This window comes from Streptomyces sp. 4N124 (assembly GCF_052245395.1).
Lineage (GTDB): Bacteria > Actinomycetota > Actinomycetes > Streptomycetales > Streptomycetaceae > Streptomyces.
Genome location: NZ_JBQQBS010000055.1, coordinates 16530 through 42969, shown reverse-complemented (window position 1 = coordinate 42969; position 26440 = coordinate 16530). Strand labels below are relative to the sequence as shown.

The following is a 26440-nucleotide window of genomic DNA, read 5'->3' as shown; positions in this document are numbered from 1 at the left end:
TTCTCACCGCGACCCGCCCGCTGCGGGCCGCGCATGTCCCCTCTTCGGAGCCGGATGGGCACTGGATGGGAAAAACCCCGGTTCCGTTACGTCTGTTACGTCCGTAACGAAACCGGGGCTTTCGGACAGCACCGGGGAGAGCTACGCGCCGATCAGGCGACCCGCCAGGTAGCCCTCGATCTGGTCCAGCGACACCCGCTCCTGCTTCATGGTGTCGCGCTCGCGCACCGTCACCGCGTTGTCGTCCAGGGTGTCGAAGTCGACCGTCACGCAGTACGGCGTGCCGATCTCGTCCTGGCGGCGGTAGCGGCGGCCGATGGCGCCGGCGTCGTCGAACTCGATGTTCCAGTTCTGGCGGAGCGCCTGGGCGAGGCCCTTGGCCTTCGGGGACAGCTCGGGGTTCCGGGACAGCGGCAGCACCGCGACCTTCACCGGAGCGAGGCGGTGGTCCAGGCGCAGCACCGTGCGCTTCTCCATCTTGCCCTTGGCGTTGGGCGCCTCGTCCTCGATGTAGGCGTCGAGGAGGAAGGCCAGCATCGCGCGGCCGACACCGGCCGCGGGCTCGATGACGTACGGCGTCCAGCGCTCCCCGGCCTCCTGGTCGAAGTAGGAGAGGTCCTGGCCGGAGGCCTTGGAGTGGGCGCCGAGGTCGTAGTCGGTGCGGTTGGCCACGCCCTCCAGCTCGCCCCACTCGTTGCCGCCGAACTGGAAGCGGTACTCGATGTCAGCGGTGCGCTTGGAGTAGTGGGAGAGCTTCTCCTTCGGGTGCTCGTACCACCGCATGTTCTCCTCGCGCAGGCCCAGGCCGGTGTACCAGTTCCAGCGCTGCTCCATCCAGTACTCCTGCCACGTCTCGTCCTCGCCCGGCTTGACGAAGAACTCCATCTCCATCTGCTCGAACTCGCGGGTGCGGAAGATGAAGTTGCCGGGCGTGATCTCGTTGCGGAAGGACTTGCCCATCTGCGCGATGCCGAACGGCGGCTTGCGGCGCGAGGTGGTCTGCACCTGGGCGAAGTTGGTGAAGATTCCCTGCGCGGTCTCGGGACGCAGGTAGGCGATGGAGCCGGAGTCCTGGGTGGGGCCCAGGTGGGTGGAGAGCAGGCCCGAGAACTGCTTGGGCTCGGTGAACTGGCCCTTGTTGCCGCAGTTGGGGCAGTTGACGTCGGCGAGGCCGTTCTCGGGGAGGTGGCCCTTCTTGGCCTCGTACGCCTCCTCCAGGTGGTCCGCGCGGAACCGCTTGTGACAGGAGGTGCACTCGGTGAGCGGGTCCGTGAAGGTGGCGACATGGCCGGAGGCGACCCACACCTCGGGGGCCAGGATCACGGACGAGTCGATACCGACGACGTCCTCGCGCGAGGTCACCATGTAGCGCCACCACTGGCGCTTGAGGTTCTCCTTGAGCTCGACACCCAGCGGCCCGTAGTCCCAGGCGGCGCGCTGTCCGCCGTAGATCTCACTGCAGGGAAATACGAAGCCACGGCGCTTGCTCAGGCTGACGATGGTGTCGATCTTGTCGGCGGCCACGGTGCTCTCTTCATTACGACGACGGGCGACGAAGCGAGGTGCTTCCAGCGAATGCTTCAGGTTACCGGCGGAGCCTCCCCCTCAACCAAATCGGGTTGTGCTCAGCGCCACCTCGGACGTTTGTTGACAATCGTTTCCAGATTCATTGAAAATGACTGTCATGAACGCACGTCGTCGTCTGATACCCACCGCCGTGGTGACCGCCCTCGGTCTCGCCGCCCTCTCCGCCTGCTCCAGCGACAGCGGCAGTGACACCGCGAGCGCCGCCGGCAGCACGGACAAGTTCGACGTCGTCGCGTCGTTCTACCCGATGCAGTTCCTCGCCGAGCAGATCGGCGGGGACCATGTGAACGTCACCACGCTGACCGAGCCCGGCCAGGAGCCGCACGACCTCGAGATCAGCGCCAAGCAGACCGCGGCACTCCAGGAGTCCGACGCGGTGCTGTACCTCAAGTCCCTCCAGCCCGCCGTCGACGAGGCGGTGGGGCAGTCCGAGGTCAAGACGAAGATCGACGCGGCGACCCTCACCAAGCTGGAGGACCACGGCGAGACCGGCCACGCCCATGAGGGCGAGGAAGAGCACGCCGAGGAGGAAGCGTCCGAGTCGACGCTCGACCCGCACGTCTGGCTGGACCCGGTGAAGTACGCCGAGGTCGCCGAGGGTGTCGGCACCGCCCTCGCGAAGGCCGACCCGGACAACGCGGCCGACTACCGGAAGAACACCGTGGACCTGGTCGCGAAGCTGAACACGCTGAACACCGACTTCGAGACCGGCCTCAAGAACACCGACACCAAGGTGTTCTTCACCAACCACGCCGCCTTCAGCTACCTCGCCGAGCGCTACGGCCTGACCATGGAGGCCATCTCCGGCCTGGAGCCGGACAGCGAGCCGAGCGCCGCGCGGATCAAGGAGCTCCAGACCGAGGCGAAGGCCGACGGCGTGACCACCGTCTTCTACGAGACCCTGGTCTCCGACAAGACGGCCAAGACCCTGGCCGACGACGCCGGGCTGAAAACTGATGTACTCGACCCGATCGAGGGCATCACCGACAAGTCCAAGGGCGACGACTACTTCGCGGTCATGCAGGCGAACCTGACGGCCCTGGAGAAGGCGCTCGGCGCGAAGTGACCAGCAGCACCCAGCAGTTCGGAGGCGCACGCCATGACGGCACGTAAAGCCGGCGACCCCGTCATATCCCTGCGGAGCGTGACGGCGGAGCTCGGCTCGCGCCCCGTGCTGCGCGGCATCGACCTCACCGTGGGCCACGGTGAGGTCGTCGCGCTGCTCGGCGCCAACGGCTCCGGCAAGTCGACCGCGGTGCGCACGATCATCGGCCAGGTCCCGGTGTCCGGCGGCGAGATAGAGATCTTCGGCACCCCGCGACGCCGGTTCCGCGACTGGGCGCGGGTCGGCTACGTCCCACAGCGCACGACAGCCGCGGGCGGTGTCCCGGCGACGGTGACCGAGGTCGTCTCCTCGGGCCGCCTCTCCCGCACCCGCTTCGGTGTGCTGCGCAAGACCGACCGGGACGCGATACGGCACGCACTGGAACTGGTCGGCATGGCGGACCGCGCCAAGGACTCCGTCAACGCGCTCTCCGGCGGCCAGCACCAGCGGGTGCTGATCGCCCGCGCGCTCGCCTCCGACCCCGATCTGCTGATCATGGACGAGCCGATGGCGGGCGTCGACCTGGCGAGCCAGGAGGTGCTGGCGCAGACGCTCACGGAGCAGGTCGCAGCCGGTACGACGGTCCTGCTCGTCCTGCATGAACTGGGCGCCCTGGAGCCGCTGATCGACCGCGCGGTCGTCCTGCGCGACGGCTGTGTCCTGCACGACGGCCCGCCCCCGAAGGCGGTCGGCCAGCACGCGCTGCCCGGTCACGACCACGTCCACCCGCACGCGGCGCAGGACGCCGAACCGATCCGCACGGGACTGCTGAGCTGATGGAGATCCTCGACTACGCCTTCATGCAGCGGGCCCTGCTCGCCGCCGTCCTGGTCGGCATCACCGCCCCCGCGATCGGCATCTACCTCGTCCAGCGCCGCCAGGCCCTGATGGGCGACGGCATCGGCCATGTCGCGATGACCGGCGTCGGCCTCGGCTTCCTCCTCTCCACCTCGCCGGTGTGGATGGCGACGGCGGTCGCGGTGATCGGCGCGGTGCTGATGGAGCTGATCCGCTGGTACGGCCGGACCCGCGGCGACATCGCCCTCGCGATGCTCTTCTACGGCGGCATGGCCGGCGGTGTGATGTTGATCAACCTCGCCCCGGGCGGCTCCAACGCCAACCTGAACTCGTACCTCTTCGGCTCGCTCTCCACGGTCTCCGAGGAGGACGTGACGGCGATCTGTCTGCTGGCGGCCTTCGTGGTGCTGGTCACCCTGGGTCTGCGCCGCCAGCTGTTCGCGGTCAGCCAGGACGAGGAGTTCGCGCGGGTCACGGGTCTGCCGGTGCGGGCGCTGAACCTGCTGACGGCGGTCACGGCGGCGGTGACGGTGACGGTCGCGATGCGCGTGGTCGGGCTGCTGCTGGTGTCCGCGCTGATGGTGGTGCCGGTCGCCGCGGCGCAGCAGCTCAGCCGAAGCTTCGCGCTCACGTTCGCCATCGCGGTGGCGATCGGGGTGACCGTGACGATCGGCGGGACGGTGACGTCGTACTACCAGGACGTGCCGCCCGGCGCGACGATCGTGCTGCTGACCATCGGCGCGTTCATCGTGCTGACCGCGACGGCGGCTCCGCTGGCCCGGCGCCGCGCGCGGGCCCTGGCCGCGGCCCACCCCGTGGGAGACCCTGCGGAGTGTGCGATTCCGGCCAGCCGGGAACGGGACGGAAAGGTAGGAGTCTGACCGCGCACATGTCGGGCTGGCACAATGGCCCGGCACGGCAAGCGCAGATGTGAGTCGCTCGGTCGACACCGGCGCAAGCGCCCGGAGGCGACCGAGCAAAAAGGAGGAACCGGTGACGACCGCTGGACAGCCGGTGAAGGGCCGAGCCACCCGGCAGCGTGCCGCCGTGGCGGCGGCGCTCGACGAGGTCGACGAGTTCCGCAGCGCGCAGGACCTGCACGACATGCTGAAGCACAAGGGCGATTCCGTCGGCCTCACCACGGTCTACCGCACCCTGCAGTCCCTCGCCGACGCCGGTGAGGTCGATGTCCTGCGCACCTCCGACGGCGAGTCCGTCTACCGCCGCTGCTCCAGCGGCGAACACCACCACCACCTCGTCTGCCGCGTCTGTGGCAAGGCCGTCGAGGTCGAGGGCCCGGCGGTGGAGAAGTGGGCGGACGCGATCGCCGAGGAGCACGGGTACGTCAACGTGGCGCACACGGTGGAGATCTTCGGCACCTGTGCGGAGTGCGCGGCGGCCAACGGGTAACGCACCTGGGGCGCCCCGCACGGGACGCCCCAGAGCCGTTCACTCCTGCCTGCCCTCCATGGCCAGCAGTTCCTCGTTGGGGATCGCACCGCCGAACCGCCGGTCCCGCGAGGCGAACTCCAGGCACGCGCGCCACAGGTCACGCCGGTCGAAGTCCGGCCACAGCACATCCTGGAAGACCATCTCGGCGTAGGCGCTCTGCCAGAGCAGGTAGTTGGAGGTGCGCTGCTCGCCGCTGGGGCGCAGGAAGAGGTCCACGTCCGGCATGTCCGGGTAGTACAGGTACTTCGCGAAGGTCTTCTCGTTGACCTTGGACGGGTCCAGCCGCCCGGCCTTCACATCCTCCGCCAGCGCCTGCGCGGCGTCCGCGATCTCCGCCCGCCCGCCGTAGTTCATGCAGAAGTACAGGGTCAGCTTGTCGTTGTCCTTGGTCTGCTCCTGGGCGATCTGGAGCTCCTTGGCGACCGACTTCCACAGCTTGGGCATCCGGCCCACCCAGCGCACCCGGACACCCAGTTCGTCGAGCTGGTCGCGGCTCTTGCGGATGAAGTCGCGGTTGAAGTTCATCAGGAAGCGCACCTCGTCGGGCGAGCGCTTCCAGTTCTCGGTGGAGAAGGCGTAGAGCGAGATCGCTCCGACGCCCATCTCGATGGAGCCCTGCAGCACGTCGAGCACGCGCTCGGCGCCGACCTTGTGGCCTTCCGTGCGGGGCAGCCCGCGCTCCTTGGCCCAGCGTCCGTTCCCGTCCATGACGATCGCCACATGGCGGGGGATCAGCTCGCCAGGGAGCTTCGGCGCGCGGGCACCGGACGGGTGCGGTTCCGGTGTCTTGTACTCGCGGCGCTGGCGCCCCAGGAACCCGCGTACGGCCATGTGTTTCTCGTCTCCTCGCTCCGTGCCGGTTTCGCTACTTCTCTACGTACCTGAGTGAGCGCAGCCCGCGCTCCAGGTGCCAGTGCAGGTAGGCGGAGACCAGCCCGCTGCCCTCCCGCACATACCGCGGCTCGCACGCGTCCGCGGTCTCCCAGTCTCCCGTAAGCAGCGCGCCGAGGAGGTCCAGGGTCTGCGGCGAGGGTACGACGCTCCCGCCCACCCGGCAGTCGACGCAGACGGAGCCTCCGGAGGCCACGGAGAAGAACCGGTTCGGCCCGGGCAGCCCGCACTTCGCGCAGTCGCTGAAGCTGGGCGCGTACCCGTTGACGGCGAGCGAGCGGAGCAGGAAGGCGTCCAGGACGAGGTGGGAGGCGTGTTCGCCCCGGGCGAGCGTGCGCAGGGCGCCGACGAGCAGCAGATACTGCTGGACCGCCGGCTCGCCCTCGTGGTCGGTGAAACGCTCGGCGGTCTCCAGCATGGCCGTCCCGGCGGTGTAGCGGGCGTAGTCGCTCACGATCCCGCCACCGTACGGAGCGATCGTCTCGCTCTGTGTGCACAGCGGCAGCCCGCGCCCGACCAGCTCACTCCCCCGCGCGAAGAACTGCACATCCACATGGGAGAAGGGTTCGAGCCGCGCCCCGAACTTCGACTTCGTCCGCCGCACCCCGCGGGCCACGGCGCGTACCCGCCCGTGACCGCGGGTGAGCAGGGTGATGATGCGGTCCGCTTCGCCCAGCTTCTGCGTCCGCAGCACGACCCCGTCGTCCCGGAAGAGACTCATGGGTTCATTCTCGCGTACGCCCTGGGTCAGCGGGTGCGGTCGGGGTGACTGATGGTGTCCCAGGGGGCGAGGTTCCAGGGGCTGGTCTTGTTCGCCGGGTCCAGCAGGCGCCTCAGATGCGCGTCGGACGCCGCCTGCGGGGCGAGGAAGGCGGCGTCCGGCGTGCCCTGGAGTCCGTCCCGCCACACCATCCGCCCGAGCAGATAGTGGTCGGCGTACTCGTTCCAGGAGGCGTACGACCGCACGACCGCCGGGACAAGGCTCTTCAGCGCGGTCCAGGCCTCGTACTCCGAGATCATCCCGCAGCCGAAGCCGCGCCGGGCGATGTCGACGTACAGGGCGGCGTCCCAGGCCATCGGCTCGACGCCGAGCAGCCGGTACGCCTGCACCCGGTATCCGGTACGCGCCAGCCCGCCGAGCCGGCCGACCAGTTGCTCGCGCGAGGTGATCTCCCACTGGTCGGCCAGCCACCGCCGGGCTCTGTCGTCTTCGATCCGCTTGAACGGATACAGAGTCGTCCGCGAGGCGTCCCGGTCCCGGCTCACCGGCGCGCTCAGCGAGACCATCCACAACTGATGCATGGTGAGCGGAACGGGGTACTTGCGCTCCGCCTTCGGCTTGAGCCGGTCCCATATCGCCATGGCGGTGCACCCTAATTCACGCCGTCAAGGCACCTCACCCCGACTGCGGGCGTTGGCGTACGCCGTCGCCGCGCTGAGCCGCTCGGCCGGGGTGGCCCGGCGCACCGCGCCCGGCTCCGCGTCCCACTCCCTGCCGCCGCCGTACGGTCTCAGCTGGACATAGGGCCCCTCATGCCCCATGACGATGCCGAGCCTCCCGTTGCGGGTGTCCACGACATACGACCCGACCGGCGGCCTCACCGCAGAACCGCCGTGAGTCGCTGCGCGGCCTCCACGGAACAGCGGCCCAATTCGACGAGCGGACAGGGCGCCTCCCGCGCGAGACTTGCCGGGTCGATCCGCAGGGACGGCAGAATGATTCCTGCGTTTTTCAATGCTGCCCGCAATTCCTTCACTGCTTCCTCCGCCTCTTCGACGCAGAGCGCCGAGTGCTGTGCCTTCACGTGGTTCCCCTCCCTTTTCGGGTTTTACGCTTCGCAACTCAAGGGTGGCGCACCACATCTACACTCGGCAGGAGTCTGTGCTCTACAAGTGCGGGGCAGTACAAGGGGGTTGAACTGTGGCCAACGGTTCACGTCAGGCGGCATGGGAGTTCTTCGGCACGGAACTGAAGCGGCACCGGGAGGACAGGGGGCTCACTCAGGTCGAGTTGGGGGCGCGCGTCTTCGTCTCGGGCGCCTATATCGGGCAGTTCGAGCAGGCGATTCGAAAGCCGCAGTTGGATATCGCCCAGCGGATTGATGAGGTACTGCAAACCGACGGTATTTTCGAGCGGGCGTGGCGGAAGCTCATCGACGACAAACGGTATGCCGATTACTTTGCGGCCGTCGTGGAACTGGAACGGACGGCAACGAAGATTGCGGAGTTCGCGCCCACTGTGGTGCCGGGCCTGTTGCAGACGGCCGCCTACGCGCGGGCGGTCACCATCGCGGCCAACCCGTTCGTCACCGACGAGTACGTGGAGGAGAAAGTTACGGCCCGCCTGGAGCGCCAGCACATCCTCAAGGACGCTACAAGGCCGGAGTATTGGGTGATCCTGCATGAGGGCGTGCTGCGCAGCCCGGTGGGCGGCCCGGAGGCCATGGCCAAGCAACTGGAGCACATCGCGGCACTGATGCGCGAGCGCAAGGTGTGGGTGACTGTTGTGCCGTTCGCGGCTGGAGCGCATGCGTCGATGGGCGGGTCCCTGAAGCTCATGGAGTTCGAGGACGCACCGCCGGTCGCCTATACAGAGACGGAGTATTCGGGAACGCTCATCGACGACCCGGCCATGGTGAAGCGCACCCAGCGCACATACGATCTGCTCAGGGGCGCCGCACTGTCGCCGTCGGCGTCCCTGGCCCTGCTCGAATCGGCGGCTGAGGACTTCAGACGATGCGCGAGTACGACCTGAGCAACGCCCACTGGCGCAAGAGCAGCTACAGCAACGGCCAAGGCGGCGACTGCGTCGAGGTTGGCGACGAAATCCCCGGCGTCGTACCGGTCCGCGACAGCAAAGTCGCCGACGGCCCCGTCATCCTCCTCGGCGCCACCGCCTGGGCGGCTTTCATCCGCGCCTGCTAGTCTCCCCGAGCCTCCTGCGGGGGAAGTCCGGTGAGAGTCCGGCGCTGACCCGCAACGGTGTGTGCGTGGCCCCCTGGGGCCGACGCGCAAGCCCGATTACCCGCAGGCGGTTTGCCAGCCCATTGACCGCTCGCCGAGGACTGCGAGCCGAGGCGAAGGACCGCCGAGCGTGCGCCCCTCTCCAGGCCGAACACCTGTGCCGCTGTTGGTTGCTGCCCTCGCGATCCTGCTCCTCGTCTCCCTTGTCGCCGGCGTCGGGCTGGGGGCCGCCGGAGTCGGCTGGGGCGACGTCATCCGTTTCCTCGGGGCCGGGTTCACCGGCGGAACCATCCACGCCGCGGACGTGGCGTCGTACACGATCGTCTGGGAGATCCGGCTGCCGCGTGTCGTGCTCGCCGCAGTCGTGGGGGCGGGGCTCGCGACGGTCGGGGTGGCCGTGCAGGCGATGGTGCGCAATGCGCTGGCCGATCCGTTCGTGCTGGGGATCTCGTCCGGTGCCGCTGTGGGGGCCAACGCGGTCATCCTGCTCGGGGCGTTCGCGGGGCTCGGGGTGTGGGCGCTGTCGGTGTCGGCGTTCTGCTCGGCGCTGGTCGCGATGGCGATCGTGTACGCCGTCGCCCGTTCCGCGACGCACGGGCTGACGCCGCTGCGGCTGATCCTGACCGGGACGGCGCTGGCGTACGGCTTCGAGGCGCTGACCACCGTGATGGTGTTCGGCGCGGCCAGGGGCGAGGCGGCCCGGTCGGCGATGATGTGGCTGCTGGGGAGTCTGGGCGGGGCGACGTGGCCACGGGTGCCGATCGCCGCCGTGACCGTCGTCGCCGGGTGGGTGTGGCTGCGGTGGCGGGCGGAGGCCCTGAACGCGCTGGCGATGGGGGACGAGACGTCGGCGACGCTGGGCGTGCAGCCCGGGCGGTTGCGGCGGGAGTTGTTCCTCGTCACGGCGGCTGTGACCGGGACCGTGGTGGCGGTCAGCGGGGCGATCGGGTTCGTCGGGCTGATGGTGCCGCATGTCGTACGGATGCTGGTGGGCGCTGATCACCGGCGGGTGCTGGCCGTCGCGCCGCTCGCCGGGGCCGTACTGCTGGTGTGGGCGGATGTGCTGTCCCGGCTGCTGCTGGCGCCCGCGGAATTGCCGGTCGGGGTGATCACTGCGGTGGTCGGCGTCCCGGCCTTCCTGCTGCTGATGCGGCGCGGCGGCTATGCGTTCGGGGGGCGCTGATGCGGCTCGATGTGGAGGGCGTGACGGTCGAGGCGGCCGGGAAGCGGCTCGTCGACGAGATCAAGCTCACCGTGGACAGCGGGGCGTTCGTGGGGCTCGTCGGGCCCAATGGGAGCGGGAAGTCGACGCTGCTGAGGTGCGTGTACCGGGCGCTGCGGCCGGCTGCCGGGGTCGTACGGCTGGACGGGGACGACGTACACACGCTGGATCCTCGCGCCGCCGCGCGGCGCCTCGCCGCGCTGCCGCAGGAGTCGTCCTCGGAGTTCGACTTCACCGTCGCCGAGGTGGTCGGGATGGGGCGGCTGCCGCACCGGGACCGTACGGCGGCCGAGGACCGGGCGATCTGCGCGGAGGCGATGCGGTCCACCGGCGTGGACCATCTGGCCGACCGTGGCTTCCTGGCCCTGTCGGGCGGGGAGCGGCAACGCGTGCTCATCGCACGGGCGTTGGCCCAGCGCCCCCAGGTGCTGGTCCTTGACGAACCGACCAACCACCTCGACATCGCCCACCAGTTGGACGTGCTGTCCCTGGTCCGGGCAAGCGGCCTGACGGTGCTGGCCGCGCTGCACGACCTCAACCTGGCCGCCGCGCACTGCGATCTGCTGTACGTCGTCTCGGCGGGCCGGATCGTCGCAGCCGGGCCGCCGCACGACGTCCTGCGCCCGGACCTGCTCGCCGAGGTGTTCGGCGTGCGCGCGCATCCCGTCCGGCATCCGGAGACGGGTGCCGTGCAGTTGCTCTTCGACCTTCTCCCGCCGTCGGATTAAGGAACTCCCCGCATGCGTAAGCCCGTTGTTGCCGCCACTCTCTGCCTCGCCGCCCTCGCCACGGGCTGCGGTGCCGAGGTCGAGCCCTCGCCGGACTCGAAGGCCGCGGCGTCCGTCACCCTCACCAACTGCGGGCGCAATGTGACATACCACAGGGTCCCGGAGCGGGTCGTCACCAACGATGTCGGGATCACCGAGCTGATGTTCGCGCTCGGCCTGGAGGACCGGATGGCCGGGTTCGCGATGCCCGACGACAAGGGAGACCTGGACGCGGTGCCGTGGAAGGACGGCTACGACAAGGTGAAGTGGCTGTCGAAGGACCAGCTCACCAAGGAGAACGTCCTCGACGCCCGCGCCGACTGGGTCTTCGCCGGCTGGAACTACGGCTTCCGCGAGGACAGCGACTTCACCCCGGACGCCCTGCGCAAGCTCGGCATCTCCTCGTACATCCTCACCGAGTCCTGCCGCAACGGCCGTACGGAGACCTCGCGGGGCATCATGCCGCCGCTGGACGCGCTGTACGAGGACCTCACCAACCTGGGCAAGCTGTTCGGCGTGGAGAAGCGGGCGGCGGCGCTGATCTCCGGCTTCAAACGCGAGGTGGCGGAGGTGAAGGCCAAGGCTCCGTCCGATTCCCCCAAGGTCTTCCTCTACGACAGCGGCGAGGACCAGCCCTTCACCTCCGGCCGCTACGCCGCGCCCGACCAGATCATCAGCGAGGCCGGCGGCAGCAACGTGATGCACGACCTCAAGGACTCCTGGACGACGGTCGGCTGGGAGACCGTGGTGGAACGCAACCCCGACGTGATCGTGATCTGCGACTACGGGGACGTGAGCGCGGAGCAGAAGAAGAAGTTCCTGCTGTCCTACGCCCCGCTGCGGAATGTCTCCGCCATCAAGCACAAGCGGATCTTCACCCTCGACTACGTCGACCTGGTGGAGAGTCCGCGGAACCCGTCCGCGATCGCCCGCCTCGGGGAGTACCTGCGGACGACGACGCCCTGACCCGGAGGCCGGGACCGGTCCCGGCTCGCCCGTGGTCGAATCTGCGCCCGTCAGCAGTACAGGTCACGGAACGCGGAGAGTCGGATGAGAAGTCGAAGTCCGGTACGTGCAGGTGTCGTCGCTCTGGCTGCAGTGGCTCTGTTGGCCGCGTGCACCTCAGGCTCGTCCGGGGACGGCGACAGTCCGGAGGCCTCCGGCTCGCCCACCCGGAAGGCCCTCGACCTCAGCGGCGATCCACGGGCTGCGGCGCCCTTGGCGTTCGACAGCAAGGCGGCGCATGTCCTGCCGACGGGCCCGAAGGGCTTCCCTCCCCTCAGCCTGTACGGGCGTGCGGCCTGGCTCACGCACGCGTCCGGCCTGACGATGTACAACCTGGCCACGGGCAAGGCCGTCACCGACATCAAGACCAAGAACACGCCCACGTACGATCTGCCGGCGCCAGGCGATATGAGCAAGAAGCAGGCCGAGATGATACGTAGCCGCGTGTCGTTCCCTGTGCCGGTGGAGATCGGCGGTGTACCGGCTGTGGTCGCCGCCGTGCCGGTCAAGCTCGCCAAGCAGGGCAGCGGTTCGGCGCAGGATGGGTTCGAGGTGATCGCCGCCCGGGCGGACAACGGCAAGCCGATCTGGCGGCTGCCCGTGGACATCTACGGTGACCCGGCCGGCAAGCTCGGCGCGCTCGTGGTCGAGCCCGGGGACGGCGTGGTGAGCGTCACCTGGACGGAGGACGACTACACGACAGGCAGTTTCGCGGTCTCCCTGGACGCCAAGCAGCCCCAAATGCTGTGGCAGCGTGCGGACTTCTGGACGGTCGCCGGATACGGCGACGCCGTTCTGGGGTTCCGCGAAGAGCCGGACGAGCAGTACTCGGTGGCCGGTGTCGCCGCGTCCAGCGGCCGTGACCTGTGGGTCAAGGGGCTGCCCGCCGGAGCCACCTGGGCGGTCAAGTCGAACGACACGCCCTTGGCCAAACTCGACGACGACAGCAAGCAGGCGCGGCTGATCGAGATCGCGACCGGCGACTTCGTCCTGTCCAAGCGGGCCGGGCTGACCAAGGGCATGAGCTGCCTGCACGGCGACGGCGGCACGGTCCTGCTGTGCTCCTCGAAGCAGGACGGCGCGCTCGCGGTGGACCAGGCCGGCAAGGTCTTGTGGCGCCGGGCGGCGGGGGACGGCCCGGGCAAGTGGAACGCCACCGTGGAAGCCGAGTTCAAGGATCGGTTCTACGCCAAGGGCAAGGACGGAGGTTTCGTCGTCGACGGGCGTACGGGACGAACGGTCAGCGCCGACGCGGGGATCGTGCCCGATCGCGTCAGCGCCTATGCCGCGCTGGTCTACACGGACGACGGCACAGAGGTCCACCTCCCCCAGCGCTCCGCGGGGGTGCCGCGATAGGTCGTTGCGCGGCTGCGGCGCCGTCGTGGCTTGTCGCGCAGTTCCCCGCGCCCCTATCGGGGCGCGACCGGTGGCGGGGTTTTACCCGCCACCGGTGCTTTTGCGCGTCTTACGCGGCGCCTGGGCCTACGTCCGTCGCGGTGAGCGGGGTTCGCGTAACCGTGGACGACGACCGTTCGTCGGCGCCGGCGTCGATGGTGCCGACTCGGGCCTGGCCGTCCATGTCGTCGGTCACGAAGGCGTGGCCGCCGGTGCCGGCGTCGATCGCCGGGCTGCCCGCACCGATCCGGTAGAGCGATCCGTCGGAGGCGAGCAGCGGGTCAACTGCCCTGACGGAGTCGGAGGGTACGGACACGCCGACGGTCGCCGATCCGGTCGGCCACGCGATGTTCCCGGCGTAGGTCATGCCCACGGGCTTCTTGACCTCGTTGAGCAGCTTGCCCCGGCTGCCCGTGACGACGTTGTCGGCGATGACCGAGTCGACCGGGGCGAGGTTGTAGTTGGCGCCGATCTCGATGTTCGACACGTTGTTCACGAAGGTGTTGTTCACGACGGTCGCCCGGTAGACGCGCCAGTGTGCGTTCAGCGCGCCCGAGGTGTCCACGTCACCGCCGTCGATCTGCAGCGCGGCGTCGAAACCGGTGCCGGTCAGGCCCTCGAAGTAGTTGTTGTAGATCTTGTGGTCCTGGCCGTAGATGCGGATCCCGCCGGTTCCCGCCTTGCCCTCCCCGAAGAAGAAGTTGCCGTAGAACGCGCCGCGGTTTCCGTGCCGTTGGGACAGGACGCCCTGTGAGGCGCGGAAGGTGTTGTGGCGGACGATGTTGTCGTTGCTCTTGACGGAGACGATCTCCGGGTCGCCGTCGCACCTCTCGAAGAGGTTCGACTCGACGACGGTGAATCCGCTCGACTCGGAGAGGCTGCTCTCGCCGACCCGGATGGCCTCCATCTCGTTCTCCACGCGGGGGCCGATGTCACGGAAGTGGTTGTGGTCGATACGGTCGTGCTGTGACTGCTGGCTCTCGGATCCGTCGATGGTGATGAAGTTCCCGGGCTGGTGCTTCTCCTCGAACAGGTTGTGATCGATCCGGTTGTGGTGGCTGTTCTCACCCTGGATGATCACCCACTTCAGCGAGGACTCCCCCTCCGTCAGCCGGAAGTGGTTGCGGGTCAGCCGTACGTTGTTCGAGCTGGTGATCTTCAGGGTGTTGCTGTTCGTGAACTTCAGCCCTTCGAAGGTGACGTACGAGGAGTTCGCCACCTCCAGCTGCCCGTCGCCGATCACCGCCTTGCCGCGGTTCTCCGCGACGACGGTGATGGGCTGGGCGGCCGTTCCGCTCTTGCCGGTCATCTTGCCGATCGAGTACGTGCCGTCCGCGAGGACGATGCGGTCGCCGGGCCGCGCGTCGCCGAAGGCGCTCTTCAACGCGGTCGAGTCCGAGACACGGACCGTGCGGACGGGGGCCGGATCCGTCGGGTCCGTCGGGTCTGTCGGGTCCGTTGGATCTGTCGGATCCCCGCCGCCCTCACCGCCCCCGTCGGCTCCGTAGATGTCGGTCTCGGTGATGCTGGTCCAGTCGTTGACCGTGTTGCCATGGCCGACGATCCGTACGTAGCGGGCCGACGTATCGGCGAAGTCGTACTTCTGCTGCTCAAGTGTGCTGCCGCTGCTGGTCTTCCGGGCCAGGACGGTCTTCCACGACGATCCGTCGTCGGACAACTGGACGTCGAAGGTGTTCGTCCTGCTGTTCCCCTGGTGCCAGGCGACCGACGCCGAACCGACGGTCTGCGCCGAGCCGAGGTCATAGCGGATCCACGCCCCGTCGCCCTGCGACGACCAGCGGGTGCCCAGGTTGTTGTCCAGGGTGTTGGCGGGAACGTTGCCGTCATCGGGACTCGCCGTGACGTCCGCGACCTGGAACGGAGAGTCCCCGCCGGGGTCGGTCGGATCGGTGGGGTCAGTCGGGTCCGTGGGGTCTTCGCCCGCATCGACGTCGTACGTCCGGACCCAGTCGACCTCGAACACGGCCGGGCGCGGGCTGCCCTCTTCAGCGAAGTTGTCCAGTTGGATGACGAGGTTCCCCAGGGGCATGTCCTGGATGTTCCCCCGGTCGGCGTTCGCGCCGTCCGCCAGCCGGAACCACTGGACACCGTCGACGTAGCCGACCAGCGCCTTGGACGTCCACTCGAAGGCGAAGTTGTGCCACTTCGTCATGTCCACGGGGCAGAGGTCTTCTTGTTCCTTCTTGTCCGACGGGCTCTTCGGGTAGTGCAGGAACGCCCCGAGGCACTGCGCGTCGGGGTCCGAGTACTCGACCCAGTCGTACTCGCCGTTTTCGAGCCGGTTGCCCGCGGTGGGCCAGATCAGGTGCAGCGGGTGGTAGGGCTTGCCCTCGGAGCCGGTGTTCCGTGAGCGGGACCGGATTTCCCACCGGCCGTACTGGGTGGGCTCGTGCTGCCTGATCCACCCCGTGTCGCCGTTCGCCTCACCGCGCATGGTCATCATGCCGTCCGCGACGGTGCTGTTCTTCCCGCACCGGCGGCCGTTTTCGCTGTGGCCTGCCCAGCATTGGGGCGTGCCGCCGACGCTGCCCGACGGTACGTCCCACTTCGCGGGGTCGACCGGGCCGGTGTAGTCGAACTCATCGGATATCGGCAGCGGGTTGCCCCAGCCGTACCGCTTGGCGGCCTCGGTCGAGTCCCCGTCGCCGCCGCTGCCGCCGTCGCCACCGCCGCCGTCACCGCCGTCGCCGTGCGTGACCTTCAGGTCGTAGATCTTCACTTGGCCGTAGTTGTCGCTGCTGCACGGCTTCGAGTTGGTGCAGTTGGCCTGGGTGTACGCGCCCGCCTTGAAGTAGGCGCCGGAGAACTTCTTCGACAGCGTGGTCTGCAACTGGCCGTTGTAGTAGGCCTTGATCTTGCCCTCGCTGACCACGAACTTCGCCTGGAACCGCTCCCCCAGCTCGTAGTTCTCGTCCACCAGCTTGTGATGCTTTTCGTTGCCGTCGGTGACGTAGAGCTTCTCGCCTTCCAGGCGGAAGACGCTGACGTCGTCGGAGGCGTCGTGGATCTGCCCGGCCACGACTTCCGGCTTCTCCTTGGGAGCCGTCGTGATGGCCTGGTCGATCACCATCGTGTGGGTGCCGGACGTGGACGACCAACTCGCTTTGGTCTCCCCGGAGTCCGTCATCTCCCGCAGCTCCGAGCGGGGGTTCTTGGAGCCGCTGGTCGTGACCCCGTTGACCGGGGCGCGGAACCGGACGGCCGTGCAGTCGTCGCTCGTGACGAACCACGGGTCGTTGGCGTATGTCGCGAGTTCCGGCTGGTAGACGTTGGTGGGGGACTCCTCCTCGCCCACCGGCAGCCCGATGTACCAGTTCGTCAGGTCCAGCACGTCCGCCGGGTACGCGCAGGAGCCGCCGCCACCGCCGCCGGTGCCGTCGGCTCCGTAGATGTCGGTCTCGGTGATGCTGGTCCAGGCGTTGACCGTGTTGCCATGGCCGACGATCCGCACGTAGCGGGCCGAGGCGTCGGCGAAGTCGTAGCTCTGCTGTTCAAGTGTGCTGCCGTTGCTGGTCTTCCGGGCCAGGACCGTCTTCCACGACGATCCGTCGTCGGACAGCTGGACGTCGAAGGTGTTCGTCCTGCTGTTCCCCTGGTGCCAGCCGAGCGACACCGATCCGACGGTCTGCGCCGAGCCGAGGTCGTACCGGATCCACGCCCCGTCGCCCTGCGACGACCAGCGGGTGCTCAGGTTGTTGTCCAGGGTGTTGGCGGGAACGTTGCCGTCATCGGGACTCGCCGTGACGTTCTTGACCTCCAGCGGAGAGGTGTCGGCGGCCGACGCCACCGGGTGGAACACACCCGAGACTCCGACGGCGACCGCACCCACTAACAGCGCATGACACATGCGTCTCATAGGCCCTCAATTCCGTGAGGCGGCGCACCGCGGGGTGGTGCGCCGTTCGCGGAGATACTGTGTCTGTCCTGTGACGGGAGGGGTCCCGAAGCTCAGCTCACCGACACCAGGCCCGCCTCATACGCGATGATCACCAGCTGGACCCGGTCCCGGGCGTCCAGTTTGGTCAGCAAGCGGGTCATGTACGTCTTCGCGGTCGCCACGCTGATGCACAGCTCGGTGGCTATCTCCGTGTTGGACAGGCCCGAGCCGACGAGGGTGAGGACCTCGCGTTCGCGTTCCGTGATGGCCGTCAAGTCGCGGCGAGAGCCGGTTGGTTGGGGGCGGGAGGCGAAGTCGCGGATGAGGCGGCGGGTGACGCTGGGGGCGATGAGGGCGTCGCCGGCCGCGACGATCCGTACGGCCGCGATGATGTCGTCCAGGGCCATGTCCTTGACGAGGAAGCCGGACGCGCCGGCGCGCAGGGCGCCGTAGACGTAATCGTCGTCGTCGAAGGTGGTGAGGACGACCACCCGGGTGTCGGGCTCGTCGCGGGTGATGTGGTCCGTGGCCTCGATGCCGTCCATCCCGGGCATACGGATGTCCATCACCACGACGTCCGGGGCGAGTTCGGCCACGAGCCGTACCGCCTCCTCCCCCGTCGCCGCCTCCCCGACCACCTCCACGTCGTCGAGTTCGGCCAGCACCATGCTCAGCGCCGTGCGGATCAGCTGCTGGTCGTCGGCCAGGACCACGCGGACGCTCATCGGACCGCCACCGGCACCGTCAGCCGCGCCGTCACCCGGAAGCCGCCCTCGGGGCGCGGTGCCGCCGTGAACTCGCCGTGCAGCAGGGCGACGCGCTCTCTCATGCCCGCCAGCCCGAAGCCCGTGTCGGTCGAACTGCCGCTGCCCCGGCCGTCGTCGGTGATCTCCAGGGCCAGTTCGTCGTCGGCGCGGTAGTCGAGAGTCACCCGGCACGCGCGCGTGCCCGCATGCCGTACGACATTGGTGACCGACTCCTGGACGATGCGGAAGGCCGACAGGTCGATGTCCGGGGGCAGGGCTCTGGGGTCGCCGACGCGGCGCACCTCGACCTGGACGCCCGCCGCCGTCGTCGTGGCCGCGAGCCGGTCCACGTCCGCGAGACCGGCCGGGGTCACGCTCTGCCCCTCGTCCGCCGCCCGCAGCGCGACCAGCATGCGCCGCAGGCCGGCCAGCGTCTCCCGCCCCTCGTTCTCCACCGCCCGCATCGCCTCCAGAGCCGCCTCCGGACGGGCCGTCGCCACGCGGGCCGCCGCTCCGGCCTGGAGGGCGATGATGCCGATGCTGTGGGCGACCGTGTCGTGCATCTCACGGGCGATGCGCAGGCGTTCGGCGGTGACCACCTGTGCGGCATGCTCGGCCACGAGCCGTTCGGCGTGGACGCGGGCCTGGTGGGAGGAGTTGCCGAGCAGCCAGGCGATGACGGCGATCATGGCCACGGTGAGTTCGGCCGAGGTGCCGACGACCCAGCCGTACAGCAGCCGCACGGCCAGCCAGGTGGCCAGCGTGCCGAGTGCCATCGCCAGGGCGATCGCGGCGGTCCGGCGGGCCCGCGAGGCCGCGATGAAGTACAGGGCGACGATGGCCGCGAGGAACTGGGCCAACGGTATCTCGGCCTCTCCCAGCGCGGTCGTCGCGAAACCCGCGGCCAGCAGGAGCCAGGTGAGGGCGGCGAGCGGCCTGCGGGACAGCAGGTGACTGCCGCACAGAGCCAGGGCACCGGACAGCGCCAGACTCATCAGCCCCTCCCAGCGGTACAGCTGCGCCGCGGGCCATTCCTCGGGCTCCACCTGGCCGGGCAGACGCACCCGTGCGAGGCGGGTGAACAGCTCTCCGGCAATCCACGCGAGCGCCACCCAGGCACCCGGCGGAACGCGTCTGTGCAGGGGCGGCGGCGGTTCGGTGGCGGGCATGAGGGGATCGTAGAGCGGGCTCTGTGAGCTGGTCATCGGACCGGGGGTGTACAACCACGGTCGACATCGGGCGCGTACGAGTGTCAGCGGGCGGCCGATGTGCCGCACCGGCCGACCGCGCGACCGTGGTCCCGTGATCGAAGTCAATGAACTGACCAAGAGATACGGCGACACGACCGCCGTCCGTGATCTGTCCTTCTCCGTCCGCCCCGGCCGCGTCACCGGCTTCCTCGGTCCGAACGGCGCGGGCAAGACCACGACCCTGCGGATGCTGCTGGGGCTCGTCGAGCCGAGCGGCGGCACCGCCACCGTCGACGGCCACGCCTTCCGCCGCCACCGCCGTGGACTGCGGCACGTCGGCGCGCTCCTGGACGCCGGTGATGTGCACGGCGGACGGAGTGCGCGGGCGCATCTGGGGGCGCTGGCCCGGAGCAATCGCATTCCCGCGCGCCGGGTGGACGAGGTGCTGGCCGAGGTGGGGCTCGGTGGTGGCGCCGCCCGACGCCGGGTCGGCGGGTTCTCGCTGGGCATGAAGCAGCGGCTCGGGATCGCGACCGCGCTGCTCGGCGAGCCGCCGGTGCTGGTCTTCGACGAACCGCTCAACGGGCTTGATCCGGAAGGGGTGTTGTGGGTGCGGGGACTGTTCCGGAAGCTGGCGGCCGAGGGGCGCACGGTCTTCGTCTCCAGCCACCTCATGTCCGAGATGGAGCACACCGCCGACGAGCTGATCGTCATCGGGCGGGGCGAGCTGATCGCCGCCGAGAGCCTCGCCGAGTTCGCCGCGCGGGGGACGGCGCCGACGGTGACCGTACGGTCTCCGGACGCGGGGGCGCTGGCCGACGTACTGGCGTCCCAGGGCGCGGCGGTGGCGGCGTACGACGAGGAGACACTGCAGGTGGCGGGGCTGAGCGCCGAGAGGGTCGGCGAGCTGGCCTTCGAACACCGTTTCCTGGTCCGGGAGTTGACCACACGCGCCGCCTCCCTGGAAGCGGCCTTCATGGAACTGACCGCCGACAGCGCCGAGTACACCGCCGGAGACCCACGATGACGGACGCCCGCTTCACCGACCTCCTGGCCGCCGAGTGGCTCAAGCTCCGCTCCCTGCGCTCCACTTACTGGGCGCTCGGCATCGGCGCGCTGACCGTCGTCGGCTTCAACGCGAACGCCGCCCGGAACCACTACGCCAACTACCCGTACATGCCCGCGGACATGAAGGCGGGCTACGTGGAGTGGGCGCTGCGGGACGCGTTCACCGCCGCTGCCGCGCTGATCCTCATCCTGGTGTGCGCGAGCGTCGGCGCGCTCACGATCGTCGGCGAGTACGCGACCGGGCTGATCCGTACGACGTTCGCGGCCGTTCCGGACCGGCGGGCGCTGATGGCGGCGAAGGTGACGGTGACGGCGGGGGTCATGACCGGCTACGGGGCCGTGGTCGTCGGCGCGTCGTTCGCCGCCACGCAGGCCATCCTCTCCGGCCGGGGCGCGGACGTCCCGGTCAGTCACCCGGGCGTGCTGTCGCTGCTGCTGGCCTCCGCCCTGCTCGCCCCCGTCTCCGCGCTGGTCGGGATGGGGCTGGGCGCGGTGATCCGGCACGGGGCCACGACGACGGGCGCCATCACCGTCGTACTGCTGCTCCTGCCGACCTTCATCACCGACCGCTACGCCTGGACGGCGGCCGTCCGCAACGCGCTGCCCGTCAACGCCTGGTCCCGGCTGGTCGATGTGACCTACGGCGAGTCGGCGGTCCGGATCTATCCGCCGCACTATCCGACGACGGTGACGAGCAGCTGGGTGGTGTTCGCGGCGTGGGCGGCGGTGGCGGCCGTGGTCGCGGTGGTGGTCGTGGACCGGCGGGATGTGTGAGTCGGGGGTGACCCTGACGGGGACACTGGGGTAAACCCCCGTGTGAAGTGGGTTGTTGCCCGGATGTGAGGGATGGGCGGGCTCCGCGAGGCTCGTACCCATGAAGCCGATGACCAAGAGCCTCGCCCTGATCGCCGCCTCCTCCGGAATCGTGTTCGGCGTCGTGACGCCTCTCACCGCGTCCGCCACGAGCGGCCCCACGTCAACGTCGCTGAAGTGGACGAAGTGCGAGGGCAAGGGACTCGACCCGCGACAGCAGTGCGCGACGGTCGAGGTGCCGATGGACTACGCCGACCCGGACGGGCCGACGATCGACGTCGCCGTCTCCCGTATCCCGAGCGAGGACCCGTCCGCCCGCCGGGGCGCCTTACTGCTGATCCCCGGCGGACCCGGCGGCACCAGCCTGAACGACCCGTCGGGCAAGGGCCAACAGCTGCCGAAGAAGGTGCGCGACGCCTACGACCTGATCGGGTTCGCCCCGCGCGGGCTGGCCCCGTCCACCTCCGTCGACTGCGGCCTCGAACGCCGCGACCTCGCTCTCACGGCGACCCGGCCCTGGCCCGCCCCCGACGGCTCCATCACGGAGAACCTGGTCACCGCGAAGCGCCTGTCGGACGCCTGCGCACGCAACGGCGGCGAGCTGCTCCAGCACCTCAGTTCCGTCAACGAGGCCCGCGACCTCGACCGGATCCGGGCCGCGCTCGGCGAGCGGAAGGTCTCCGCGTGGGGTGTCTCGTACGGCACCTATGTCGGCTCGATCTACAACGAGCTGTTCCCGCACCGCACCGACCGCGTCGTGCTGGACAGCAACGACAACCCCGACCCCGTCAAGGTCCAGCGCGCCTGGCTGGCCGGGCACGAGCAGGGTGTCGAGGACGCGTTCCCGGAGTTCGCCAAGTGGGCTTCCACGCCCGGCAATCCGGACCGCGTCGCCGCGACCCCGGCCAAGGTGAGGGCCGGCTTCCTGAGCCTGGCCGCCCGCCTCGACCGCGAGCCGATCCCCTGGCCCGGCGCCAACCCGCCCGTGCTCAACGGCAACGAGCTGCGCCAGGCCATGCTGAACGACCTGGACGACCCGGACGACTTCCAGGGCCTGGCCCAGCTGATCCTGGCCGCACGGAAGGGGACCGTGCCGCCCGCGCCGCCGTCCCCGCCGGAGGAGCTGCTGCAGAACGTCACCGCGGTCGGCGCCGGGACCATCTGCAACGACGCCGACTGGCCCGAGTCCGCCGACGCGTACAAGGACGACGTCGCGAAGAGCCGGGCCGAGTTCCCGCTCACCGCGGGCATGCCCCGCAACGCGATGCTCTGCGCCGCCTGGCCGACCGACCCGCGCGAGGCACCGGTACGCATCACCGACCGCGGCCCGTCCAACGTCCTCCTCATCCAGAACGAACGCGACCCGGTCACCCCGCTGAGCGGCGCCCTGAAGCTGCGTGCCGCCCTCGGCAAGCGCGCGGTCATGGTCGTCAACGACGCGACGGGCCACGACGCGTACCTGGCCAACGGCACGGCGTGCGGCGACGACATGGTGTCGAGGTTCCTGGCGACCGGAGAGCGGCCGCGAAAGGACACGTACTGCGACTAGCCGGCGGTACAACCGCGCCCCAAAGGGGCGCGGGGAACTACGCGACCAGCCACAACGGACCCGCAGACGCTCACGGCCTACACCCGGCACCCCCAGCGGCGCGCAACCGCCCCGAACGCCTCCTTAGGCTCCCAGTGCCAGTCAGAGTCCGGATCGCCCGGGCGGTCCTTGATCGGCTTTGTGATGGCGTAGCTCGCCATGTCGAGGTCGTAGCGAGGATCGTCCGGGCGGTGCTCGGCGTCCGCGGTGATGAACTCGAAGGCCATGGCGGCGTACAGCCCCATCGACTCGAAGACGTCCAGCAGCTCGACCAGATAGTCGGCCTGGGTGCGCTCGCTGCGGACCGGATTGCCCTTGATCTCCGGCGGGGTCTTGTCGTAGTCGACGATGTCCCAGCCCATGCCGCCCGCTTCGGGGGCGCCGACGAACGTGCACGTCCCGAACTCGGTGATGGCGAGGGGCTTGCCCCAGCGCAGATAGCGCTTCAACTCCCGTACGTAGTCCGCGCGGTTGGGGTGGGACGAGTAGTAGTCGATGCCGACGACGTCGAACAGGTTCCAGTCGACCTTGTCGTCCTGCGCGGCGGCATAGGACAGGCGGCCTCGGAAGACGGAGCGTCCGACCGCGGCGGCCTTGGCGATGAAGGCGTCGAGGCTGCGCTGCATCTTCGCCCAGTCGACGGTGCCGTTCTTGAGGTTCTCGATGCGCTCCAGGACCGTCTCGCCGGGCACGATCCCCGGCACGAACAGCCAGAACTCGCACCCCACGCTGAAGTCGACACCCGCGCCCTGCCGGCGTAGCCGTTCCGCGTGCCGGCCGGTCTCCGCGATGTGGTCGAGGATGTCGCGCTCGGGGGCGTCACCGAGGGTGGGCTGCAGCCAGACGCGCAGTCCGGCTTCGGCGACCTCGGTGGCGGTCGTGTTGAGGCGTTCGACGCCGTCGCCGGTGACGTCGACGGTGTCGGCGTGCAGGTCGTCGCGGATAACGCGGATGTCCCTGCGCATGCGGGCGGTACTGAAGGCCGTACCGGGCGTCTCCCCCGCGCCGACGGTGTAGACGACACCCCGGTGCCGCAGCCCGCCACGTCCCGCCGTCGCCTCCGTCGCCCGTGCACCGGTGGCCGGCAGCACCGCCCCCGCGACTCCGGCGGCCATGGCCCCGGCCAGGAACCGCGCCCTGCTGATCCCGTTCTTGGTGTTCTCCATGCCCTCACTGTGGCGAGCGGGGGCCGGCCGGGCTGTCGCCCGAAGGTCTATGACTCGGCAACCAAGGTATGAGGTCCTGCGCCGAGCACATCCAGGCGCTTCCGTGGCACGAACACTGTCCACGGGGGCGCCGCACAGGGGACGGCGCCCCCTCCGTCGTCCCCTGTCAGTCGCCCCGGCTCACCGCGCCCCGGTGGGATCGGCCGGGGCCGCCGTCCGTGCCTCGATCCCGTGGAAGTGGACGGCCATCGCGCGCTGCGCGCCCTCGACGTCGTGAGCGCGCAGGGCCGTGACGATGTCGCGGTGGCGGCTGACGGTGAGTTCCGGTGCGGGTTCGTTGGGGCGGCCGAGGGCGCCGGCCACCCGCCGGAAGACGGTCCAGAAGGCGCCGAGCAGCTGTGGCACGAGCGCGTTGCCGAGCGAGGCGTAGAGCAACTCGTGGAACTCCCGGTCGAGTTCCGCGAAGGGCGTACCGGCCCGGCCCGCGGCCTCCATGCGGTCCACCACGGACTCTAGGCGGTCCAGGTCAGCCTCGGTGAGCAGCGGTGCCACCCGCTGGATCAGCCCCTCCTCCAGCACTTCGCGCACCTGGAGGATGTCGGCGAGCGCGTCGGCGTCGCCCTCGTGCCGGGCCAGTGTGCGGAAGGTCAGCCCGTCGATCAGCGGGGTCAGCGAGGCCTGCCCGACGTACGTGCCGAAGCCGTGCCGGATCTCCACGATGTCGAGCGCCTGGAGTGCCTTGAGGGCCTCGCGGACGGAGTTGCGGCTGACGCCGAGGTCGGCCATCAGCTCGGTCTCGGTGGGCAGCGGCGCACCGACCCGGAGCTTGCGGTCGAGGATCAGCTGTACGACCTCGCGCTGTATCCGGCTGTTCCTGGGCTCGGCGGACATGCGCCGCATCGTACGCGCCCCGGAGGTCCCACGTCCCACGTCTGACCGATGACGGTTCGTCAACATCGGCATGTCACAGCGTCATTGGTCCGACCTCTGGCATATACGCCATTCGTGTGCGTTCCCTTGACCGCCCTCACAGCCCCTCCTATGGTCGCGCTGACTGCAGGACGTAGGACGTCGTATCTCCTCATATTTTCCGCCCGTCCTCTCGTATCCCCCCTCTCATCTCGCTGGAGGAACCGTGCGCGACGTGACCGACGACGTGCCGGCGCTGCATCGCCGGACGTTCCTGAAGTACACCGGCGCGCTGGGAGCGTCCGCCGCCGTCACCGCGTCGCTGTCGGCCTGTTCGTCGGGCCCGGAGTCGACCAATGACACCGGCGGCAGCGGCAAGAACCGCACCCTGACCGCGGTCATCGGCTACGGCAACGACGGCAGCTGGGATCCCACGCAGACCGCGTCGGCGTTCTGCATGGCCGCCAACAACCACATCTACGAGGGGCTGCTCGACACCGACCCGATCTCCCGCGAGCCGTATGCGGCGCTCGCGACGCAGGTGCCGGGCGACCCGAACAGCACGTCCTGGAAGTTCACGCTGCGGGCGGGCGCCACCTTCCACGACGGCAAGCCGGTCACCGCCGACGACGTGGTGTTCGTCTTCGACCGGATCCTCGACCCGAAGACACAGACCCTGGCCAAGGGGTTCTTCGCGAGCTGGCTGAAGGAAGTCCGCAAGATCGACGCGCAGAACGTCGAGCTGGTGCTCAAGTTCCCCTTCCCGGAAGGGGTTTCGCGGCTCACCCTCGCCAAGATCATGCCGAAGCACGTGTTCTCGCAGCCGGGTGCCTTCGACGACGCGATCAGGGGCAAGGCGATCGGCTCGGGACCGTACCGGCAGACCGCGCACCACCCGAAGTCCAACACCACCTTCGAGGCGTACGCCGACTACAACGGCCCGCGCAGGGCCGCCTTCCAGAAGATGAACTGGCTGACGATCGTGGACGCCGCCCCGCGCGTCGCCCGGATCTCCGGCGCCAGCGCGGGCGCGCAGATCGCCGACAACATCCCGTACGCCAACATCGGCCAGCTCACGAGCGGCGGGCTCACGGTCGCGGGCGGGGCCGGGATGAACAACCTGTTCCTGATGTTCAACACCAAGCACAAGCCCTTCGACGACGTGCGGGTGAGGCAGGCGCTGCACTACGCCATCGACACCGAGAAGATGGTCGAGGTGGCGCTGAAGGGACACGGCAAGCCGTCGTCGTCCTTCCTCAACGAGGGCAACCCCGGCTACCGGCGCGCGAAGACGGTCTACGACTACGACCCCGAGAAGGCGAAGGCGCTGCTGAAGCAGGCCGGGGTCCGCGGGCTGAAGATCGACATCCTTGCGGTGAACGTGAGTTGGATCGTCGACTGCCTGCCGACCATCAAGGCGTCCTGGGACGCGATCGGCGTGAAGACGACGCTGTCGCCGCAGGAGACCACGGCCGTCTTCACCAAGATGGACCAGAAGCAGGACTACCAGGTCGTCGCCGCCGCCTCGAACCCCAACCAGTTCGGCCTCGACGCCGACCTGATCATGCACTACAACTACGGGCCCACCAACCTGTGGATGGGGTACACGCGCTGGGCGGACAACGCCGTCGCCAAGAAACTCTTCAAGGACATGGACGCGGCGACCCGGGAGCCGGACGCGGACAAGAAGAAGGCGATGATCCAGGACTACATCGACGTCGTCGCCGAACAGGCCGTGCTCTACCCGGTCGTCCACAACGAGCTGATGACCGCCTGGGACCCCACCGAACTCGCCGGGATAAGGGCACAGCCGTACCCCGGAATCAACCTGCTCCAAGCCAAGTGGGTCTAGCCACCGAAGTCGTACGGGAGTTGG

General features: G+C 69.3%; 25 protein-coding genes and 1 riboswitch. Of the genes, 14 read left to right on the top strand and 11 right to left on the bottom strand.

The genetic code is table 11. The annotated features are described in order from the left end of the window. Positions 1–141: 141 nt before the first annotated feature. A complete protein-coding gene (locus tag ACTWQO_RS38065; protein WP_210574321.1) occupies positions 142–1524 on the bottom strand; it encodes a glycine--tRNA ligase in 1383 nt (460 codons plus the stop codon). Between the two features lie 160 nt (positions 1525–1684). Between ACTWQO_RS38065 and ACTWQO_RS38060 the strand changes: the two genes are divergently transcribed. The 4 genes from ACTWQO_RS38060 to ACTWQO_RS38045 all read left to right on the top strand — a co-directional run bounded on the left by ACTWQO_RS38060 (position 1685) and on the right by ACTWQO_RS38045 (position 4900). Then, positions 1685–2653, top strand: a complete 969-nt coding sequence (locus ACTWQO_RS38060) for a metal ABC transporter solute-binding protein, Zn/Mn family (RefSeq protein ID WP_443241949.1) — start codon at positions 1685–1687, stop codon at positions 2651–2653. A gap of 33 nt (positions 2654–2686) precedes the next feature. After that, positions 2687–3469 carry a metal ABC transporter ATP-binding protein gene (locus ACTWQO_RS38055; protein ID WP_443241948.1) on the top strand — a complete coding sequence of 261 codons (783 nt, stop codon included), beginning with the start codon at positions 2687–2689 and terminating at the stop codon, positions 3467–3469. Next, positions 3469–4371, top strand: coding sequence for a metal ABC transporter permease (locus ACTWQO_RS38050; RefSeq protein ID WP_443241947.1), 903 nt, complete (start codon positions 3469–3471; stop codon positions 4369–4371). Before ACTWQO_RS38055 ends, ACTWQO_RS38050 begins: the two co-directional genes overlap by 1 nt. Before the next feature lie 112 nt (positions 4372–4483). Next, positions 4484–4900, top strand: coding sequence for a Fur family transcriptional regulator (locus tag ACTWQO_RS38045; protein ID WP_443241946.1), 417 nt, complete (start codon positions 4484–4486; stop codon positions 4898–4900). A 39-nt stretch (positions 4901–4939) separates the two neighbouring features. On the opposite strand, the gene ACTWQO_RS38040 is transcribed toward ACTWQO_RS38045, so the two are convergent. From ACTWQO_RS38040 to ACTWQO_RS38020, 5 genes are read right to left on the bottom strand one after another with little or no spacing between them, the layout of a single operon-like run. Further along, positions 4940–5773 (bottom strand): isoprenyl transferase, encoded by an 834-nt coding sequence (locus tag ACTWQO_RS38040; protein ID WP_443241945.1) that lies wholly within the window; start codon positions 5771–5773, stop codon positions 4940–4942. 34 nt (positions 5774–5807) lie between these two features. Next, positions 5808–6554 carry a DNA repair protein RecO gene (recO, locus tag ACTWQO_RS38035; RefSeq protein WP_443241944.1) on the bottom strand — a complete coding sequence of 249 codons (747 nt, stop codon included), beginning with the start codon at positions 6552–6554 and terminating at the stop codon, positions 5808–5810. A gap of 26 nt (positions 6555–6580) precedes the next feature. After that, on the bottom strand, positions 6581–7195 hold the full coding sequence (locus tag ACTWQO_RS38030) for a DUF1266 domain-containing protein (RefSeq protein WP_443241943.1): 615 nt from the start codon (positions 7193–7195) through the stop codon (positions 6581–6583). Positions 7196–7219: 24 nt separating this feature from the next. Then, a complete protein-coding gene (locus ACTWQO_RS38025) occupies positions 7220–7435 on the bottom strand; it encodes a hypothetical protein (RefSeq protein ID WP_301980866.1) in 216 nt (71 codons plus the stop codon). Next, entirely contained in the window at positions 7432–7638 is a 207-nt protein-coding gene (locus ACTWQO_RS38020; RefSeq protein ID WP_301980867.1) for a hypothetical protein, read from the bottom strand. The genes ACTWQO_RS38025 and ACTWQO_RS38020 overlap by 4 nt, the downstream gene beginning before the upstream one ends. Positions 7639–7754: 116 nt before the next feature. Between ACTWQO_RS38020 and ACTWQO_RS38015 the strand changes: the two genes are divergently transcribed. From ACTWQO_RS38015 to ACTWQO_RS37990, 6 genes are all read left to right on the top strand, one after another. Further along, positions 7755–8588 (top strand): helix-turn-helix domain-containing protein, encoded by an 834-nt coding sequence (locus ACTWQO_RS38015; protein WP_443241942.1) that lies wholly within the window; start codon positions 7755–7757, stop codon positions 8586–8588. Further along, on the top strand, positions 8570–8758 hold the full coding sequence (locus tag ACTWQO_RS38010; protein WP_443241941.1) for a DUF397 domain-containing protein: 189 nt from the start codon (positions 8570–8572) through the stop codon (positions 8756–8758). Before ACTWQO_RS38015 ends, ACTWQO_RS38010 begins: the two co-directional genes overlap by 19 nt. After that, a riboswitch (cobalamin riboswitch) is annotated at positions 8756–8880 on the top strand. It overlaps the preceding gene by 3 nt. A gap of 47 nt (positions 8881–8927) precedes the next feature. Further along, positions 8928–9980 carry a FecCD family ABC transporter permease gene (locus ACTWQO_RS38005; protein ID WP_443241940.1) on the top strand — a complete coding sequence of 351 codons (1053 nt, stop codon included), beginning with the start codon at positions 8928–8930 and terminating at the stop codon, positions 9978–9980. Continuing rightward, positions 9980–10747 (top strand): ABC transporter ATP-binding protein, encoded by a 768-nt coding sequence (locus ACTWQO_RS38000; RefSeq protein WP_443241939.1) that lies wholly within the window; start codon positions 9980–9982, stop codon positions 10745–10747. The genes ACTWQO_RS38005 and ACTWQO_RS38000 overlap by 1 nt, the downstream gene beginning before the upstream one ends. A gap of 12 nt (positions 10748–10759) precedes the next feature. Further along, positions 10760–11752, top strand: coding sequence for an ABC transporter substrate-binding protein (locus tag ACTWQO_RS37995; protein ID WP_443241938.1), 993 nt, complete (start codon positions 10760–10762; stop codon positions 11750–11752). 132 nt (positions 11753–11884) lie between these two features. Then, a complete protein-coding gene (locus ACTWQO_RS37990) occupies positions 11885–13147 on the top strand; it encodes a hypothetical protein (RefSeq protein ID WP_443241937.1) in 1263 nt (420 codons plus the stop codon). Between the two features lie 109 nt (positions 13148–13256). Here ACTWQO_RS37990 and ACTWQO_RS37985 read toward each other — a convergent pair whose 3' ends face one another. The 3 genes from ACTWQO_RS37985 to ACTWQO_RS37975 all read right to left on the bottom strand — a co-directional run bounded on the left by ACTWQO_RS37985 (position 13257) and on the right by ACTWQO_RS37975 (position 18999). Further along, positions 13257–17063 (bottom strand): chondroitinase-B domain-containing protein, encoded by a 3807-nt coding sequence (locus ACTWQO_RS37985; RefSeq protein ID WP_443241936.1) that lies wholly within the window; start codon positions 17061–17063, stop codon positions 13257–13259. Between the two features lie 92 nt (positions 17064–17155). Continuing rightward, positions 17156–17809 carry a response regulator transcription factor gene (locus ACTWQO_RS37980; RefSeq protein ID WP_443241935.1) on the bottom strand — a complete coding sequence of 218 codons (654 nt, stop codon included), beginning with the start codon at positions 17807–17809 and terminating at the stop codon, positions 17156–17158. Next, a complete protein-coding gene (locus ACTWQO_RS37975) occupies positions 17806–18999 on the bottom strand; it encodes a sensor histidine kinase (RefSeq protein WP_443241934.1) in 1194 nt (397 codons plus the stop codon). The genes ACTWQO_RS37980 and ACTWQO_RS37975 overlap by 4 nt, the downstream gene beginning before the upstream one ends. 133 nt (positions 19000–19132) lie before the next feature. Between ACTWQO_RS37975 and ACTWQO_RS37970 the strand changes: the two genes are divergently transcribed. From ACTWQO_RS37970 to ACTWQO_RS37960, 3 genes are all read left to right on the top strand, one after another. Beyond that, a complete protein-coding gene (locus ACTWQO_RS37970; protein ID WP_443241933.1) occupies positions 19133–20047 on the top strand; it encodes an ABC transporter ATP-binding protein in 915 nt (304 codons plus the stop codon). Further along, positions 20044–20862, top strand: a complete 819-nt coding sequence (locus ACTWQO_RS37965) for an ABC transporter permease (protein ID WP_443241932.1) — start codon at positions 20044–20046, stop codon at positions 20860–20862. The genes ACTWQO_RS37970 and ACTWQO_RS37965 overlap by 4 nt, the downstream gene beginning before the upstream one ends. Positions 20863–20962: 100 nt before the next feature. After that, positions 20963–22450, top strand: a complete 1488-nt coding sequence (locus ACTWQO_RS37960; protein WP_443241931.1) for an alpha/beta hydrolase — start codon at positions 20963–20965, stop codon at positions 22448–22450. 77 nt (positions 22451–22527) lie between these two features. Here the strand turns inward: ACTWQO_RS37960 and ACTWQO_RS37955 are convergent, their stop codons facing one another. Then, complete coding sequence (locus ACTWQO_RS37955) at positions 22528–23655, bottom strand: abortive phage infection protein (RefSeq protein WP_443241930.1); 1128 nt, start codon at positions 23653–23655, stop codon at positions 22528–22530. A gap of 180 nt (positions 23656–23835) precedes the next feature. Further along, positions 23836–24555, bottom strand: coding sequence for a FadR/GntR family transcriptional regulator (locus ACTWQO_RS37950; RefSeq protein WP_443241929.1), 720 nt, complete (start codon positions 24553–24555; stop codon positions 23836–23838). Positions 24556–24790: 235 nt separating this feature from the next. Here ACTWQO_RS37950 and ACTWQO_RS37945 point away from each other — a divergent pair, with 235 nt between their 5' ends. Beyond that, positions 24791–26416 (top strand): ABC transporter substrate-binding protein, encoded by a 1626-nt coding sequence (locus ACTWQO_RS37945; protein ID WP_443241928.1) that lies wholly within the window; start codon positions 24791–24793, stop codon positions 26414–26416. Positions 26417–26440 lie beyond the last annotated feature (24 nt).